Annotated in this window: 13 protein-coding genes; 2 read left to right on the forward strand and 11 right to left on the reverse strand. The window is 68.6% G+C overall.

The genetic code is table 11. The features are described from left to right. Positions 1 to 47: 47 nt before the first annotated feature. The 9 genes from tssI to tssA all read right to left on the reverse strand — a co-directional run bounded on the left by tssI (position 48) and on the right by tssA (position 13,224). Positions 48 to 2,984, reverse strand: a complete 2,937-nt coding sequence (gene tssI / locus K4L06_RS17150; protein WP_221672547.1) for a type VI secretion system tip protein TssI/VgrG — start codon at positions 2,982 to 2,984, stop codon at positions 48 to 50. Beyond that, the gene (gene tssH / locus K4L06_RS17155; RefSeq protein ID WP_221672548.1) at positions 2,981 to 5,698 is read right to left on the reverse strand and encodes a type VI secretion system ATPase TssH; all 2,718 of its coding nucleotides are present in this window, start codon (positions 5,696 to 5,698) and stop codon (positions 2,981 to 2,983) included. The genes tssI and tssH overlap by 4 nt, the downstream gene beginning before the upstream one ends. Then, the gene (gene tssG, locus K4L06_RS17160; protein WP_221672549.1) at positions 5,695 to 6,789 is read right to left on the reverse strand and encodes a type VI secretion system baseplate subunit TssG; all 1,095 of its coding nucleotides are present in this window, start codon (positions 6,787 to 6,789) and stop codon (positions 5,695 to 5,697) included. Before tssG ends, tssH begins: the two co-directional genes overlap by 4 nt. Continuing rightward, complete coding sequence (gene tssF / locus K4L06_RS17165; RefSeq protein ID WP_221672550.1) at positions 6,786 to 8,651, reverse strand: type VI secretion system baseplate subunit TssF; 1,866 nt, start codon at positions 8,649 to 8,651, stop codon at positions 6,786 to 6,788. Before tssF ends, tssG begins: the two co-directional genes overlap by 4 nt. Before the next feature lies 1 nt (position 8,652). Then, positions 8,653 to 9,186 (reverse strand): type VI secretion system baseplate subunit TssE, encoded by a 534-nt coding sequence (gene tssE / locus K4L06_RS17170; protein WP_221672551.1) that lies wholly within the window; start codon positions 9,184 to 9,186, stop codon positions 8,653 to 8,655. Positions 9,187 to 9,449: 263 nt separating this feature from the next. After that, on the reverse strand, positions 9,450 to 9,932 hold the full coding sequence (locus tag K4L06_RS17175; RefSeq protein ID WP_221672552.1) for a type VI secretion system tube protein Hcp: 483 nt from the start codon (positions 9,930 to 9,932) through the stop codon (positions 9,450 to 9,452). A 41-nt stretch (positions 9,933 to 9,973) separates the two neighbouring features. Further along, positions 9,974 to 11,494, reverse strand: a complete 1,521-nt coding sequence (gene tssC, locus K4L06_RS17180; protein WP_221672553.1) for a type VI secretion system contractile sheath large subunit — start codon at positions 11,492 to 11,494, stop codon at positions 9,974 to 9,976. Positions 11,495 to 11,538: 44 nt separating this feature from the next. Next, entirely contained in the window at positions 11,539 to 12,123 is a 585-nt protein-coding gene (gene tssB, locus K4L06_RS17185; RefSeq protein ID WP_343225777.1) for a type VI secretion system contractile sheath small subunit, read from the reverse strand. 54 nt (positions 12,124 to 12,177) lie between these two features. Continuing rightward, positions 12,178 to 13,224, reverse strand: coding sequence for a type VI secretion system protein TssA (tssA, locus tag K4L06_RS17190; RefSeq protein ID WP_221672554.1), 1,047 nt, complete (start codon positions 13,222 to 13,224; stop codon positions 12,178 to 12,180). Positions 13,225 to 13,807: 583 nt separating this feature from the next. Between tssA and K4L06_RS17195 the strand changes: the two genes are divergently transcribed. Together K4L06_RS17195 and K4L06_RS17200 are read left to right on the forward strand one after the other, a co-directional pair. After that, positions 13,808 to 14,383, forward strand: coding sequence for an ANTAR domain-containing protein (locus tag K4L06_RS17195; RefSeq protein ID WP_221672555.1), 576 nt, complete (start codon positions 13,808 to 13,810; stop codon positions 14,381 to 14,383). 7 nt (positions 14,384 to 14,390) lie between these two features. Next, positions 14,391 to 15,443 carry a CmpA/NrtA family ABC transporter substrate-binding protein gene (locus tag K4L06_RS17200; protein ID WP_221672556.1) on the forward strand — a complete coding sequence of 351 codons (1,053 nt, stop codon included), beginning with the start codon at positions 14,391 to 14,393 and terminating at the stop codon, positions 15,441 to 15,443. 124 nt (positions 15,444 to 15,567) lie between these two features. Here K4L06_RS17200 and K4L06_RS17205 read toward each other — a convergent pair whose 3' ends face one another. Then, positions 15,568 to 16,230, reverse strand: a complete 663-nt coding sequence (locus tag K4L06_RS17205) for an IS1595 family transposase (RefSeq protein WP_221669514.1) — start codon at positions 16,228 to 16,230, stop codon at positions 15,568 to 15,570. Positions 16,231 to 16,557: 327 nt separating this feature from the next. Beyond that, positions 16,558 to 17,199: a LysE family translocator gene (locus K4L06_RS17210; RefSeq protein ID WP_221672557.1), complete on the reverse strand. Its 642-nt coding sequence runs from the start codon at positions 17,197 to 17,199 to the stop codon at positions 16,558 to 16,560. Between the last annotated feature and the right edge of the window lie 3 nt (positions 17,200 to 17,202).

Genomic DNA, 17,202 nt, shown 5'->3' on the forward strand with positions numbered 1-17,202 from the left:
GCGGACGGGCGGCGCTTCGGCGCCGCCCGGAACGGATGACGTCGGTTTCACATGATCATCTTGTTCCCCACCATTTCGACCGAGCTCTGCATGTCCTTGAGGTCGACGATGGTCTGGCTGTAGCCGACCTGGGTGATGCTGAAGCTGAAGCCGGTCATGCTGATCGAGCTGCCGGTGATGCCCAGGGTCGAAGTGTTGATGTTGGTGTCGTGGGTGGCGTTGATGTTGGTGCTGGCGCCGATCTTGACGTTCTGGCTGCTGCCGACGGTCAACGCGTTGGTGTTGCCGATGTAAGTCGAGGTGGTGTTGCTGACCGTCAGCTCGGTCTTGTTGCCGATGGTGGTCGCGGTCTTGTTGCCGACGGTGAGGCTGGTGTCGTTGGACAGCGTGGTGCTGGTGACGTTGCCGACCGTGGTCGAGGTGATGTTGCCCTCGGTGGTCGAGTCGCTGTTGCCGACCACCAGCGAGCGCGTGCTGCCTTCGACGGTCGAATCGGTGCTGCCGACCACCAGCGAGCGGGTGCTGCCCTGCACCGTGGACATGGTGCTGCCGATGATGGTGGAGGTGGTGCTGCCCTGGACGAACGACCAGGTGCTGCCGATGGTGGTCGAGTGCGAGCTGCCTTCCAGCACCGAGGTCGAGTTGCCGCAGACCAGCGAGGCGGTGTTGCCGATTACCGCCGAATCGGTGTTGCCGATGACCACGCTGGTCGAGTTGCCGTTGACGAAGCTGCTGGTGTTGCCGTTGACGTCGGAGAACGAGCTGCCGTTGAGCACGCTGATCGCGCAGCCGGTGGTGACCGAGATCGTGCCGCCGAGGGTGACGCTGATGGTGAAGCCCTGCACCGAGACGCTGAACATGGTCACTGAGGCGCTGGCGATCTTGGCGCTGACGTCGGCCAGGGTGGCCGATACGTTGGCCCCGGTGGCGGAGAACGAAGCGCCGGTGGCCGAAGCGCTGACGCCGGTGGACGAGAACGAGGCGCCGGTGCTGGACATGCTCAGGCCGGTGGACGAGAACGAGGCGCCGGTGCGCGACACGCTGACGCCGGTCGACGAGGTCGACACGCCACTGCCGGAGCCGCCGGAGCCACTGGAACCGCCGGAGCCGCTGGAGCCGCTGGAGCTGCCAGAGCCGGCAGAACCGCCGGCGCCGCCAGAACTGCCGGCGCCCGCGGACGCCGCACCCGCGGCTGCCGACTTGGCTTTCGGCGGCGGCATCTGTACGCCTTGGGCGGAGGCGGCGTTGGCCGCGGCCGCGCTCGCCGATTGCTGCTGCTGGGTGCGCGCCGCCGCGGTGGTGGCTTCGGCGCCGCTGGGCGCCTGCACCGCCGATGGCTTGGGAAAGTTGCCGGCGGCGGCGCCGTCGATCAACGGCAGCGGGCTCTGCGCGCCGTCGTGCGGGGTGAGGATGCTGCCGACGGTGAACAACAGCTTGTTGGCGACGGTCAGGGTCGAGTCGTGCTCGGCGGAGGCGTCGTAGTCGCGCTCGGCGTGCAGCCGCACCTGTTCGCTGCCCTGCTTGTCCTCGAAGCGCAGCATGTTGGCGTTGTCGGGACCGCCGCCCGGGGTGCGGGTGACGAAGCCGCTCTGGGTGCACGACACCGGCATTTCGAACGGCGGCATTTGGTCGGCGTTGTAGATGCGTCCGGTGATCAGCGGACGGTCCATCTGGCCGTTGAGAAAGTCGACCACCACTTCCTGGCCGATGCGCGGCACGTGTATCGAGCCGTAGTTGGTGCCGGCCCAGGCGTCGGACACGCGCACCCAGCACGAGCTGTTTTCGTCGCTGTTGCCGTATCGGTCCCAGCGGAACTGCAGCTTGACCCGGCTGTACTGGTCGGTCCAGATGATCTGGCCGGGCGGGCCGACCACCACCGCGGTCTGCGGGCCGGTCGCCTTGGGCACCGGGGTGACGCAGGCGGCGCGGAACGGCAGTTGCGCCGGCTGCACGGTGAAGTCGATGTCGTAGCGGGCGTCGCTGCTGCCGGTGGCGTAGCCGCCTTCGCGCAGGTCGTAGTCGGCGCCGACGATCAGATACTGGCGGTTCTCGTTGTCGCGCGGGCAGCCGATCAGGGTGAACAGGCCGCCGCAGGCGATCGCGCGGACGGTGCTGTGGGCGCGGATGCGGGCATGTTCGGCCTGCTCGGCCTCCAGCCGGATGCGCGCATAGTGCGTGCCCTGGTCGGCCTCGATGTAGCCGCCCTGCCAGATGTACTTCTCGAACTGGGCGTGGTCGTGGTCCATCGGCTGGGCCAGCGATTGGCCGAGCTTGGCGGCGGGCTTCTTGAAGTCGTAGTCGTCGATGCTGTAGGCGCCGGAGCGGACTTCCTCGGCGCTGCGCCACTGGTCGATGCCGGGCTCGTCCTGCAGCGCCAGACGGTCGTGGGCGATGTACGGCAGGGTGGCGTAGCCGGGCAGTTCGTCGTGCGAGCCCAGTTCGTCGGCCAGGACCAGGGTCTGCTGGCCCAGCTCGTGCTTGAAGTAGTAGTAGATGCCTTCGTGCTCCATCAGCCGGCTGACGAAGGCGAAGTCGGTTTCCTGGTACTGGACGCAGTATTCCCAGCTCCGGTAGCTGGCGGAGGTGCGTTTTTCCACCGGGAAGCCGTACTTGCCGAACACCTCGTCGAGGATGTCCAGCACGTTCTTGTTCTGGAAGATCCGGCAGTCGATGGTCTTGGTCAGGTACCACAGGCTCGGGCGCAGGGTCAGGGTGTAGATGTAGCTGCGCGGGGTCTCGGTTTCGCGGCCGCTGAGTTCGCAACGCACGATCTGGCCGCACAAGTGGCGGCGATCGCGGTCCTGGGTCCGGATCTCGAGAGTGAGGGGTTTGCCGAGCAGGGATTTCATGTCGACGGTCGGGTCTTCCGAAACCAGTTCGACAGCGAACTCGTACAGCGACGACAACTGCTCGGTGCCGCGGAGGCTGCGAAAGCGCAGGCTGTCCGCGGGCAGGGGGGTATGTGCGACGACGACTCTGTTCATGCCGGGTCCGTCAGTGCGAGTGGGGAATCGATGGGGGTGGGGAAGAAGCGGTGGGCGAGGGTTCCGCCCTGGTCGTGCAGCTCGACCGCTTGCAGCGGCCGGCCGTCGGCGATCGCGGCGATGACCGCGCGGCTGATCGGCGGCAGCACGGTGTCGACGATCACCGACTCGATCACCCGGCCGCCGGAGCTGCGCTGCACGCAGCGCTCGCGGATCGCGCCGACCGCGTCTTCGCCGTAGACGAAGCCGATGTCGTGGGCGGCGCGCATGCGCTCGACCAGGCGGTCCAGCTGCAGGCGCACGATGCGGCCGAGGGTGTCGTCGTCGAGCGGACGGTAGGGCACTACCGTCAGCCGGCCGAGAAAGGCCGCGGGGAAGACCTGCAACAGATCGTCGTGCAGCTTCGGCGCCAGGGCGGCGGCATCGTCGCCGCGACGCTCGGCGATGAGTTCGTCGCCGGCGTTGGAGGTCAGGATCAGGATGGTGTTCTTGAAATCGATGCGGCGGCCTTCGCCGTCTTCCATCCAGCCCTTGTCGAATACCTGGTAGAACACCTCCAGCACGTCCGGGTGCGCCTTCTCGACCTCGTCGAGCAACACCACGCTGTACGGCCGCCGACGCACCGCCTCGGTCAGCACGCCGCCTTCGCCGTAACCCACGTAGCCCGGCGGCGAGCCGCGCAGGGTGGCGACGGAGTGGCCTTCCTGGAATTCGCTCATGTTGAGCGTGATCAGATTCTGCTCGCCGCCGTACAAGGCTTCGGCCAGGGCGAGCGCGGTTTCGGTCTTGCCGACGCCGGAGGGGCCGCACAACAGGAAGCAGCCGATCGGCTTGCCGGGGTCGTCGAGCTTGGCGCGGGATATCTCCACCCGGCGGGCGATCGCCTGCATCGCGTCGAGCTGGCCGAGCACCCGGCGTTGCAGGGTTTCGGTCAGCACCAGCACTGCCTGCGCTTCGTCCTTGACCATGCGCCCCACCGGGATGCCGGTCCAGTCGGCCAGCACCGCGGCGACCGCATCGGCGTCGACCGCCGGGGTCACCAGCGGCGCCGGGTGCTGCAGGTCGCGCAACTCCGCCTGGTCCTGCGCGAGCGCGCTGCGCAATGCGGCGGCGTCGCCCTGGGCCGGATCGGCCGGCGCGTCCGGTGCGTCCAGGTTCGGGTCCGCGTTCGGGGCCGCACTCGGGTCCGCACGGTCCAGCCGCTCCAGCGCGGTGCGGGTCTGGGCGATGCGTTCGGCCAACTCGCGCTCGCGCTGCCAGCGCGCGACCAACTCGTCGAGCCGCCGGCGGTGTTCGCGCAGTTCGGCGTCCAGGCGGTCGGGGCGTGCCGGGTCGCCCGCCTGCATCGCGCACTCGCGCCGGGCCCGGCGCAGTTCGATGTCGAGCGCGTCGATCCGCTGGCGCAGCGCTTCGACCTGCGATGGCGCAGCGTGCTGGCTCAGCGCGACCCGCGCGCAGGCGGTGTCGAGCAGGGCGATGGCCTTGTCCGGCAGCTGCCGCGCGGGGACGTAGCGATGCGACAGCCGCACCGCCGCGGCGATGGCGTCGTCCAGCAGCAGCACGCCGTGATGCGACTCCAGCCGCCCGGCCAGGCCGCGCAGCATGTCCTGCGCCTGCGGTTCGGACGGCTCCGGCACCTGGATCGCTTCGAAGCGGCGGCTCAACGCGGCGTCTTTCTCGATGTGTTTCTTGTATTCGCTCCAGGTGGTGGCGCCGATGGTGCGCAGCTGGCCGCGCGCCAGCGCCGGCTTGAGCAGGTTGGCGGCGTCGCCGGTGCCGCTGGCGCCGCCGGCGCCGATCAAGGTGTGGACTTCGTCGATGAACAACACCGTCGGCTGCGCGCTGCCTTCGACTTCCTCGACGATCTGGCGCAGGCGCTGCTCGAATTCGCCCTTGACCCCGGCGCCGGCCTGCAGCAGGCCCAGATCGAGCGCGCACAGGCGCACGCCGCGCAACGGCGGCGGCACGTCGCCGCTGACCAGGCGCAAGGCCAGGCCTTCGACTACCGCGGTCTTGCCGACCCCGGCCTCGCCGGTGAGCAAGGGGTTGTTCTGGCGCCGGCGCATCAGCGTGTCGATGACCTGGCGGATCTCGTCGTTGCGGCCGACCACCGGGTCGATGCCGCCGCTGCGGGCGCGCGCGGTCAGGTCGACCGCGTAGCGCGCCAGCGCCGATTTTTCCTGCGCGCCGGCTGCGGTCGCGGCCGGCGCGGCGGTCGCGTCGGCGCTCGCCGGTTGCTCGCGCGAGCCGGCCACCGCCTCGGGCAGCCGCTCCAGCAGCGCGTCCGGCTGCAGTTTGGCCAGTTCGCCGGAGATCCCGCACAGCACCTGGCGCAGGCCGCCGGACTGGAGCATGCCGGCCAGCAAGTGGGCGCTGCGGATCTGCGCCTGTTCGTACAACAGGCTGGCGTAGACCCAGGCCCGTTCCACCGCTTCGTCGATGAAGCTGGAGAAGTCGGCGATCGCGCTGGCGCCGCGCGGCAGGCGATCGAGCGAGGCGTTGATGTCGGCGGTCAGGCGCGCCCAGTCGAGGGAGAAATGCCGGGCCAGGCGATGCAGGTCGCTGTCGTGCTCGTGGGCGATCTGATGCAGCCAGTGCGAGAGTTCGACATAGGGATTGCCGCGCAGCTTGCACAACGCGGTCGCCGACTCGAGCGTGCCGAGCAGGAACGGGTTGAGCCGTGCGTAGAGCGTTTTACGGCTGATATGGGTCATGGTCGGTTCCAGGGGACTGCGGCCGCAGCGGTGGCGGCGGCCGATCGCTGTTCGGGCGAATAGGTCAGATCGTCGGCGTCGCTGTCGGCGCGGCGTTGGCCCAGCCAGGCGTCCCAGCCCAGGCGCGCGCTGCCGTCGAGTTGCGCCGGCGGCACCTGGTCCCGGGCCAGCACCGGCCGCACCCGCCAGGCGAATTCCAGGCCGACGTAGTTGCGCACCCACTGCAGGATTTCGCGCGTCGCTTCGGCGTCGGGATGCAGCTTGCGGTAGTCGCTCAGCGACAGCGGGCCGATCACGATTTCGAACGTCGACTGCACGTCGCGCACCGCCGCGCCGAGCACCGCGCCGCTGCCCAGCGGCTGGCCGGCGCCGCGGCCGCACAACCGGGTGCGGCGCGCCGGCGGCACCGCGATCCAGGTCTCGACCCATTCGCGGATCCGCACCGGCAAGCCGAAGTAGGTGGCCAGGATCTGCTGCAGGCCCTCCGGGTTGCGGGTCTGGCGGCTCAGGTGGCCGGCCATGAACAACTTGGCGTGATCGGGGATGCGGTCGCGGCCGCGCAGGCCGGGCTGGCCCAGATGGATCAGGCTGGCGATGTAGTCGCCGAAGCGCGCGCCGCCGCGCGGGCCGCGATCCAGGCTGGTGGTGGCCTGCGCATCGGCCCAGGCCCGGTAGAACAGCAGGATCAGGCGATGATGGAACAGATCGGCGAAGCGGCTCATCGCCGGGTCGTTGTGGTGGCGGGCGCGGTCGCGAGCGTATTCGGTGAGATGCAGCGGCAGCGGGCCGTTCGGGCCGAACAGGCCGAAGCTGAAGATCGACAGCTTCGGCGCCGGCCCGGCGCCCAGTTCGACGCCGGCCAGGGTCGAAGGCGCGAAGGCGAGGCCGGGTTCCTGGCCCAGGCGCAGAGGCTCTTCGGCCGGTCGCGCGGCGCGGCCCAGCGGCGCGCGATGGTCCATGCGCGCATCCAGCCAGCGCAGCAGGTGATAGAGGTCGTACTCGTGCGGGGCCTGCGCCAGCCGGCGCCAGAAGTCCGCCGAGTCGGCGCCGGCGTTGCGGTCGAACGGGGCCAGTTCGGTCGCGGCGTTCATGCCACCGGCCTCCGTCCCAGCCGCGGCGGCCACTGGTGCAACGGGCCGCGTTGCAGGCTGTGCAAGGCCAGTTCGATGAAGCTGTTCAAGGCCACGTGGCGGGCCAGGAACTGTTCCAGCACCGAACCGAGCAGATAGGGACTGGCGCCGCTGAAGGCGGTTTCGTCCAGGCCGATCTCGATCCGCACCCCGCGCGCGAGCACGATCGGCCCCAGCGCCGGCATCGGCCGGTGCACCGGCTCCAGCCGCGCCGAACGCAGACCCTGGATCTGCCGGTGCAGGGCCGAACCCGGTCGGCCGGCGTACAGCTCAAGCAGCTCGCGCAGCGCCTGCGCGCCCTGGACCTCGTCGAGATCGGTCAGGGTCAGGTGGTTGAGGCCGAGATGGCTGATCAACCGCCACGCCGCTTCGCCTTCGGCCAGCGCCGGACGCGGCGGGGTCGGGCCGTGCAGCAGGCGGATCGACGCCACCGGCGCCGACACGCGCAGGCCCAGGCCGTGTTCGGCCGGACGCAGGCGCATCGGCAGGTCGCGGTTGCTGCACCACATCTCCACCGACAGCTGGCGCAGCTCGTCGGCATGCGGCGCTTCCTGCGCGTCGACCAAGCTCAGGAACACTTCGCTGCCGGCGTAGCGGGAACGCGGCTGCACCGCCTGCGAGGGTGCGCCGGCGATGCGCGGCTCGCGGCGCAGGGAAAAGAACCGGCCCTGCTCGCTGCCGTCGCGCAGGCAACTGTAGAACGGATGGAACTGCCACTTCTCGCCGCTGCGGGCGCCGTGGCCGACCACTTTCTCGACGCTGTAGACCTCGTAGTCGAGCGGCTTGGTCCGGTCCGGCACCAGATGGTGCTCGTAGCGCTGGGTCGATACCGGGATGCGGTCGCTGAGCTTGCGTTGCAGGTTGACGATCGGCGTGCAGTGCAGGGCCAGGCTGTGGCTGCCGACGCTGGCCTCCAGCTCGGGGTCGGCGGCGTCGAACAGCAGGCTGATCTCCATCGTCCGGCCCTGCGCGCGCTGCACCGCCGCGCCCAACCCGTGCAGGCTGAGGAACAGGCCGCGCGCGGGCATGGCGAAGTACTCCTGCAGCACCCGGTAACCCTGGAAGCCGCGCGGCCCGGTCGGCAACAGCGCCTCGTCGGCTTCGAAGCCGTCGTGGCGCAGCGCGTCGGCGCCCAGCAGGTGATGCCAGCGCAGCGGGCGTTCGGGGTCGTGGCAGACCACGGCCACGGTCCGGCACATCAGCCATTCCAGCAGCCGCGAGGCCTCGCGGTCGGGGCCGCTGAGATGCAGGGCCAGGCGTTCCAGCGACAGTTCGCGCAGCGGCATCGAACCCTGGGTTTCCAGGCGCAGCCGCAAGCAGCCGCGCACCCGCCGGGCCAGGCCCAGCGCGGCCAGCGGCAGGTCGCCGGGCTCGCCCGCGAACGAGGCCGCGTTCAGGCGCAGCGGCCACAGGGTGACGGCATGCGCGGTGCGGAACTCGCAGGCGGTCTGGCGCTCGCTGTCGGGCTTGGCCTGCACGGCGGTGCCGGCGGGCAGGGTGAAGCCGGCGCGCAGATTGCCTTCGCGCACGTTCGGCTCGAAGGCGACGATCGCCATCGACGGCGTCGGCGCCAGATAGCCGGGATAGACCACGTCGAGCATGCGCTGGGAAAAGCGCGGAAACTCCGCGTCCATCTTCAGCTGGATGCGCGCGGTTAGGAAGCAGAAGCCTTCCAGCAGGCGTTCGACGTAGGGATCGGCGCTTTCGCCTTCGCCCAGTCCGAGCCGGCCGGCGACCTTGGGGTGGAGCTGGGCGAACTCGGCGCCGAGTTCGCGCAGATAGGCCAGTTCGCGGTTGTAGTAGTGCAGCAGGCGCGCGTCCATGTCATTCGGCCCGTTGCGCGCGCAGCGAGATGTGGCCGCTTTCCAGGTCGATCTCGGAGCGGAACGAGAACGCAGTAGCGCGATCGGGCGAGATCACGTCGCCCTGGATCAGCAGGCTCAGCACGTTGCCGATCGCGCGCGCGCCGGACTCGGACAGGCAGCGCACCTGCAGCGACCCGGCGCAGATGCGCGGCTCGAAATCGACGATCGCGGCGCGGATGGTGCGTTCGATGTCGTCCCATTCGACCTCGGACATGCGCATGCCGGCCAGGGCGCTGATGCCGAAGTTGACCACCGAGCGGCGCGCGTGCGGATAAGCGTCGAAATCGATGTCCGCTTCCAGGTTGGCGGTGTTGAGCAGCCAGCTGAGGTCGCGCAGCAGCGCGTCGCGCAGGCGCGAGGGTGCCGACGGATCGACCTCCGGCGCGCCCTTGCGTTCGGCCGAACGATCGGTGAGCCGGTCGAGCAGGCTGGCCTCGCCGCCGGCCCTGCGGGTCGGAGCGGTCGGGAGCAGCGCGGGCGCGAATGGAGTCATGCGGTCGGCCTGGGTCGATACGGTGATGGAGCGGATGGGGAGGGAGCGGAAAAAAGGCTCCGGAACGGTGTCGGAGGCAGCCTCCGGCGACGCCGGAGCGGGCCGGCGGTCGGTGACCGTCTTCGAGGGGGAACGGCCGCTGGATGCGGCCCACCGACACCGTCCCGGAGTCCCGGAACGCGCTGGACCCGACCCGGTCCAGCCTTCGATGCATGAGCGGCAGCGGGGGACGCCGATGCCGAGCGGGTCGGAAACGGCAGGTCTTACATTTCGCGGTTCTGCTTGATGTCCCAGGTCAGCACGCTTTCGCCGCCGCGCGTGCCCTGGTCGGTCTGCTCCCAGTACTGCTTGGTGACCTTGGCCGCCTGGAAGGTGTAGTCCATCAGGATCGCGTCGCTGTCGTGGTCGGCGGTGTGCTCGACCGCGGTCACCAGTACCTCGTTGAGGGTGATGCGCAGGTACTCGACCTGGGTGCCGCCGGCCTTACAGACCGAGATCTCGACCGACGGAAGATGGCGGCCGTTGGCGCAGTACTTGAGGATCGCCGGCGAAGCCTTGTCGATCACCGCAGTGACCTTGAGGTCGTTGAAGCTGGCCTTGCCGGTGCCGCCGCCGGAGCCGGTGGCCATGCTGCCGGGTTGCTTGGCGCCCCAGCCGTAGGAACGCACGTTGCTCCAACCGCGGTGGTTGGCGTCTTTCGCTTCGCCGACCACGCCGTCGACGCGCATGTACATGTCGATTGCCATTTCGTTTCCTCTTCAGTGAGTGATTGCTTGCCAATGGCGTCTCAGGCGACGCCTTCCTTCAGCGAGGGGAGCTTGGATACCAGTCGCAACGAGACCGTGAGGCCTTCCAGCTGGTAGTGCGGACGCAGGAAGAACTTCGCGCTGTAGTAGCCCGGGTTGTCCTCGACTTCCTCCACGATGACTTCGGCCGAGGCCAGCGGTTTGCGGGCCTTGGTGTCCTGGGACGAATTCGCCGGATCGCCATCGACGTAGCCCATGATCCAGTCGTTGAGCCAGGTCTCCATCTCGGCGCGTTCGCGGAACGCGCCGACCTTGTCGCGGACGATGCACTTCAGGTAATGGGCGAAGCGGCAGCAGGCGAACAGATACGGCAGGCGCGCGGAGAGCTTGGCGTTGTCGGTGGCTTCCGTGTCGGTGTACTCGAACGGCCGCTGCAGGGACTGGGCGCCGATGAAGGCGGCGAAATCGGAGTTCTTGCGGTAGACGAAGGGCATGAAGCCGTTCTTCGCCAGTTCGGCCTCGCGCCGGTCGCTGATCGCGATCTCGGTCGGGCATTTGATGTCCACGCCGCCGTCGTCGGTCGGGAAGGTGTGGGTCGGCAGGTTCTCGACCGCGCCGCCGGATTCCACGCCGCGGATCGAGGTGCACCAGCCGTAGGACTTGAACGAGCGATTGATGTTGGTCGCCATCGCGTAGGCCGAGTTGATCCAGGCGTAGCGCGCGTGGCTGGCGCCCTCGGTGTCCTCTTCGAAATCGAAGTCGTCGACCGGGCTGGTGCGGATGCCGTAGGGCAGGCGGGCCAGGAAGCGCGGCATGGCCAGGCCGACGTAGCGCGAATCCTCCGATTCGCGCAGGCTGCGCCAGGAGGCGTATTCGGTGTTCTGGAAGATCTTGGTCAGGTCGCGCGGGTTGGCCAGCTCCTGCCAGGAGTCCATCTGCATCACCGCCGGAGACGCGCCGGCGATGAAGGGGCAGTGCGCCGCCGCGGCGATCTTGGCCATTTCGCCCAGGGTTTCCACGTCCTGCGGGCTGTGGTCGAAATAGAAGTCGCCGACCAGGCAGCCGAACGGCTCGCCGCCGAACTGGCCGTATTCCTCTTCGTAGATCTTCTTGAAGATCGCGCTCTGGTCCCAGCCGATGCCCTTGTAGCGCTTGAGCACGCGGCTGAGCTCCTTCTTGCTGATCGGCATGCAGCGGATCTTCAAGGTCTCGCTGGTCTCGGTGTTGTTGACCAGGTAGTGCAGGCCGCGCCAGGACGATTCGAGTTGCTGGAACTCGGGGTGATGCAGGATGGCGTTGATCTGCTCCGACAACTTGCGGTCGATCTCGGCGATGATCGCCTGCACGGTCTGGTAGGTGTCGGAGGAGACGGTGACGGTGTTCTCCAGCGCCTGCTGCGCCAACGTGCGCACCGCGCTTTCCACGGCCTGCTTGGCCTGGTCGGTCTTGGGCCGCAGCTCGCGGTAGAGCAGGCTGGAGAAATCGTCCGCCTGCAGGGCTTCGGCGGCGTGCACCGCCTGGGCGGCGGTTTTCTTCTCGGTCGGTTGGGTCTGGGTCTTCATCGGCAATGTCCTGGCTCGGCGGCGGTATCGCAGCGGTGCGTCGTTCAGTCGGCGCTGTCGTCGGCATCGGGCGCGGCGGCGCCTACGGTGGCGTCGTCGGAGGCCGCGGGCTTGGGCGAATTGGCCAGCGCGGCCAGCAGCGCCGGTTCGCGCAGGGCGCGCGCGATCAGTTCTTCGGCGGCGTTCTTGCCGTCCATGTAGGACAGCAGGTTGGCCAGCTGGATGCGCGCCTCGAGCAGGCGGCTCAGCGGCTCGACCCTGCGCGCGACCTGGGCCGGCGAGAAGTCGTCCATGCTTTCGAAGGTGACGTCGACCAGGATGTCGTCGCCCTCGGTGAGTTTGTTCGGCACCTGGAAGGCGACCCGCGGCGCCACCGACTTGAGCCGCTCGTCGAAGTTGTCGATGTCCACTTCCAGGAACTGGCGCTGCTCCAGGTTCTTGGGCGGGGTTCTGGACTTGCCGGCCAGGTCGGCCATCACGCCCATCACGAAGGGGATTTCGACCTTGCGCTCGCTGCCGTACAGCTCGACGTCGTATTCGATCTGGACGCGCGGCGCGCGGTTGCGGCCGATGAATTTCTGGCCGCCGGACTTTTGCTTGAGTCCCTTCTTGATGTTGGTGTTGACCACGGCGATTCCTCTGGTTCGGCTTGAAAGGGCGGGGTGGGGCGGAGCGCGCGCCGATCAGTCGGCGGATGCGGGAGCGATGCCGGCGACGGTTTCGACCTGGGCCAGGCTGGCCGGGGCGAGTTCGCGCACGATGTCGTAGAAGCTCATGTCCATCAGCCGCAACGCACGCCGGATCAGCAGCGGGGCGGGGTGGCTGGGCTCGTGGCGCTCGAGGTAGGCGCTGGCCAGTTCCAGCACCGAGGCGACGTCACGGCGCGAGCGCAGCTGCAGCGCGGCGGGGTCGTGCGGCGCGGCGGCGGCGCTGTCGGCGCCGGGCTCGGCCTGCGCGATGGCGTCGGCGGCGATGGCGGCGGGCGATTCCTCGGCGACCGCGCACACGGTTTCGATCGTGTGCAGCGGTTGCTCGATCGGGCTGAAGTCGGGGATGGACTCTGCGCCGAGTTCGAGCGCGAAGCGCGCCTTGATCCGCGCCAGCGCCGCCAGCACCCCCGGGATGCTGGCGACGTCGGCCTGGCCTTCGGCATGGGCGCGGCGCAATTGCCCGATCAACGCCGCCTGCTCGCTCGTCGCCAGCGCGGTCGAGTTGACCACCGCGACCGCGACCGCGGCATCGCGGACGCTGATGGTGGCGCCGCGCCGGTCGCGCAGCAGCGGTGCGTTGCGCAGCGAACGCGCCATCCCCGTGGGGTCGCTCAAGCCGGCCACGGCGTTCAAGCGCGGCAGCGGATCGTGGTCGTCGAGCGCGTCCAGGCGCGGGTGCAGGTCGGACCAGTAACGGTCCAGCCAGGCGGCGATCAGTTCCAGGCCCTGGGCCAGCCCCGGCAGCCCGTCGCGCTCGAGCTTGGCCTGGGCGATCAGCGCGGCGATGCGCAGGTCCTTGGTGCGCGCGCTGAGTTGCAGCGCGCGCCGCTCGACCTCGTTCCAGTCCGGTGGCTCGGCCGGAATCACCGCGGCGCCATATTGTCGCTCTTCGCGGCCGGCGGCCAGACGCAGAATATGCAGATATTCCTCGTCATATTCGAGATCGTCCCCACAGGGGGCGTCCGAACGGGAATATTCGTTGATCAGCGCGTCCAGCCCGCCGGCGTCCTGAAGCACCATCTCCCTTCCCCTGTTCCTGTCGCGACCGAGCGTCCGGTCGCCTATTGATATGGATAACAATCGCGGTGGCGGCTCGGCAACGAGCGCGACTGAAGGGGCTTGCGTGATTCAAATCACTTTTCACGAGGCTGAATGAGTATTGTTAGGAGGCGATGAATTCCGTTATGGCGTTGCACAAAATCCGCGATTAGTTGGTGTATCGATGCGTAGTTTCTTATAGCTGCGCATGAATATTGCTAAGCACATTAAGGCCGATGTCGCATTCGGCTCAAACACCAAATTTTGCAAAATGAATTTGCGCTGAATAGTAAATGTTGAACATTATTTCCCTGCGCGAGCGCACGGTGGCGATATTTGTGACCGCTTGTGGAATTGTTTATCTGGCCGATATTGGCCGGCGGCGCCGGTATTTTCTTTTCATGAATACGCGATGCCGCCGCGCGAGTATCAAATTCCGGTCCATCGCATGACGGGAGGGGCGCGGACGGGCGGGTGCCGGCTGGCGGGGCCGGCCGCGACGCGGCTGTTGCGCCGCTCATGTTGCATGGCAACATGTGGCCGTACCCCATCGGACTGTCCCGCGATGCCGCGTGTGCTGCTGGTCACCGACACCGACAAGCCGATCGGCGAACTGCGCGCGGTCCTGCAGGCGGCCGGGCACGAGGTGCTGGGTGAAGTCGCGACGACCTGCGGTCTGCTACGTGCGGTCGAGACCGAGCGCCCGGACGTGGTCATCGTCGACGTCGACTCGCCTTCGCGCGACGCCCTGGAGCAGTTGGCGATGTTGCATGCTCATGCGCCGCGGCCGGTGGTGATGTTCTCCGCCGACGGCGACGAGCGTCTGATCCGTGCTGCGGTCGGCGCCGGGGTCGCCGCTTATGTGGTCGACGGCCTGGCGCCGGAGCGGCTGGCCTCGATCGTCCAGGTCGCGATGGCGCGCTTCGAGCATCAGGCCGACCTGCGCCAGCGCCTGGACCGGGTCCAGCAGCAATTGCTCGACCGCAAGCTGATCGACCGCGCCAAGGGCTTGTTGATGGAGAAGCGCGGCATGAGCGAGGCGCAGGCCTATGCCGCGTTGCGCCAGCAGGCGATGAAGCAGGGCGCCAGGCTGGCCGACGTGGCGCGGCGGATCATCGACCTGGCCGAACTGCTGGGATGAGGAGCCGATGAGCGAGAGCACCGACGTCACCCTGAGCTTGGGCTATCTGCCGCTGATCGACTGCGCGCCGCTGATCGTCGCGGCCCGGCTCGGCTTCGATCGTCGCCACGGCCTGCGCTTGCGCTTGCAGCGGCAGGCCTCCTGGGCCGCCCTGCGCGACAAGCTGCTGTCGGGCGAACTCGACGCCGCGCAGGCCCTGGCCGGACTGGTCTACGGCGTCGACGCCGGCATCGGCGGACCGCAGGCCGACCTGGCGGTGCTGATGACGCTCAATCACAACGGCCAGGCGATCGTGCTGTCCTCGTCGCTGGCCGCGGCGCTGGCCGAGGGCCGCGACGTGCGCGCCGCCCTGGCGACGCTGCCGCGCGTGCCGGTGTTCGCCCAGACCTTTCCCACCGGCACCCACGCGATGTGGCTGTACGGCTGGTTGGCCGGGCAGGGCGTGGACCCGCTGCGCGAGGTGCGCAGCCTGACCCTGCCGCCGCCGCAGATGCCGCAGGCGCTGGCGCGCGGCGAACTCGACGGGTTCTGCGCCGGTGAGCCTTGGGCCGCCGAGGCCATTGCTGCGCATGCGGGTGCGGTCGCGTTGCCCAGCGGCCGGCTGTGGCCGGGGCATCCGGAAAAGGTGCTGGCCTGCCGGCGCGCGTTCGCCGCCTTGCAGCCGGATACGGCGACGGCGCTGACCGCCGCGGTGCTGGAAGCCTGCCGCTGGCTCGACGAGCCGCAGAACCGGTGCGAGGCCGTGGCCTGGCTGGCGCAACCGGAGGCGATCGGTCTGCCGGCGGCGACGATCGCCGACTGTCTGCTGGCGCAGCCGCCGACCGACCCGTCGGCGCTGCGCTTCCACGGCGACGGCGAGGTCAACCCGCCGCGGCGTTCGGACGGGCGCTGGTTCCTGCGCCAGTTCCGCCGCTGGGGCTGGCTGGCGCCGGCCGCGGCGGACGAGGAGGAAACCCGCTTGGCCGATCTGCATCGGCTCGATAGCTATCGTTCCGCCGCGCAGCGCCTGGGCATCGCCCTGCCCGTATCGGTCGAACGCCCCGACCCCGTCGCTTGGTAGGAGCGGCGTAAGCCGCGACAGGGGACGCGAAGAGAATGCAACGACGATGCCGTCGCTGATCGAGCTGCGTTGGTTGCGTCGGCGGAAAGCAAATCCCCCCTGCCCCCCTTTTTCAAGGTAATTCCTAACGTTTCTGGACCAAAAGTGGAGTGATTTGGTCAAGGTCTATGACCCGCAGAGCCTTGTCCAGCAAGGCTTGCAGGTCTTCGGCCCGGTGGTTGTAGCGGTAGCAAACTTCACCCAAATACAGATGGAAGAATTGGCGGGGCACCCCACGGTACGGGGCTAACCAGTTCTTGGCGTAGCTCCAGAAGCCTTCGATGCCGTTGATGTGGTCGCGTCCGACCGGCTTGCCCTTCTCCTTGCGGATCATCACGTGGTCGCCTCGTAGCTTCAGCGTGGCGTACGCCTGCCAGCGGTCGGTGTAGTACAGCGACCCTTCGCGGGTGTGCGCCTCGATCTGCTGCATCACGCTGTCGCGATCGTGCGCCGCGATCGGCATGGCCTTGACCTGGCCGTTGCGCTTGACGATGCCGAACACGATCACCTTGCCGGCGGCGCCCCAACCGGTTTTGCCATGACGTATGCCGCCAAACGTAGTTTCGTCGCATTCCACGACCCCATCGAACGGCCCTCGCCACTGCTCTTCGAAGGCGCAGCAAGCCCGCAGGACGCGGTAGAACTTTTCTGCCGTGGCCGGGCTGCATACGGGCCGGAATCGCTGCCGGTAGACCGGTACGCCCAGAGCGAAACGTTCGATCAGTTGCCGCTTCTGGGAAGCGCTCAATCGGACCGATTCCCAGGCCAAGACGGCCGGACGAAAGCGATGGGCGCACGCCCGGCACTTGAGCCGTCCATCGCTCAATTTCCATGGCCGCGCACGTTGGCAAACAGGACATTTTTGCATCTGGAACCAGCCTAATCTGGTCCAGATTCGTAGGGAATTACCTTTTTCAAAGGGGGGAACAGCAAAGGCGGCGCCGCTTTCTGTAGGAGCGGCGTCGGCCGCGACAGCCGCTGCGGTGCATGCCGATGTTGCGACTCAAGCGAGCCGACGGCGGAGGTGGACTGGACGAGCCGATCGGCCCATGAAGGGGCGATGCGCGGCCGAGCCTCATCCGTCGGCTTGCCGATGCAAGGCCAGGGCCGCCGCCAGTCCCAGCAGCACCAGCGCCGCTCCGCGATGGATCCGCCGCAGCCCACGCGCGCGCCACCGCCGGGCCGCGCTGGCGCCTGCCAGCGCGTAGGCGCCCATGACCAGAACATCGATCGCGACGAACACCAGGGCCAGCAGCGCGTACTGCGGCCACAACGGCTGCGAGTCGCGTACGAACTGAGGCAGCAAGGCGCAGAAGAACAGCCAGCCCTTCGGATTGCCCAGCGCCACCGCCAGGCAGCGCACGAATGCGCAGGCGCCTGCGGGCGTCGGTGCGGGTGTCGGCGTTCTGGGCAGATCCTGCGGCGGATCCTCGGCGATCGCGGTGTCCGCCGTGCGCCATAGCTGCAGCGCCAGCCAAGCCAGATAGGCGATGCCGAAGCTTTTGATCGCCAGGAACACGGCGGTGGAGGCCATCGCCGCCGATCCCAGGCCGACCGCGACGGCGCCGATCAGGATCAGGTCGGACAGGGCGGCGCCGGCGATGCCGAAGCCGGCGAGGCGCAGCCCGCCGGTGTTGCCGTGGCTCAGCGCGAGCAGGGTGGTCGGGCCGGGCACCACGATCACCGCCGTCGCGGCGCCCGCGAACCAGGCCAACATCGG

Source organism: Lysobacter sp. BMK333-48F3, from assembly GCF_019733395.1.
Classification (GTDB): Bacteria; Pseudomonadota; Gammaproteobacteria; order Xanthomonadales; family Xanthomonadaceae; genus Lysobacter.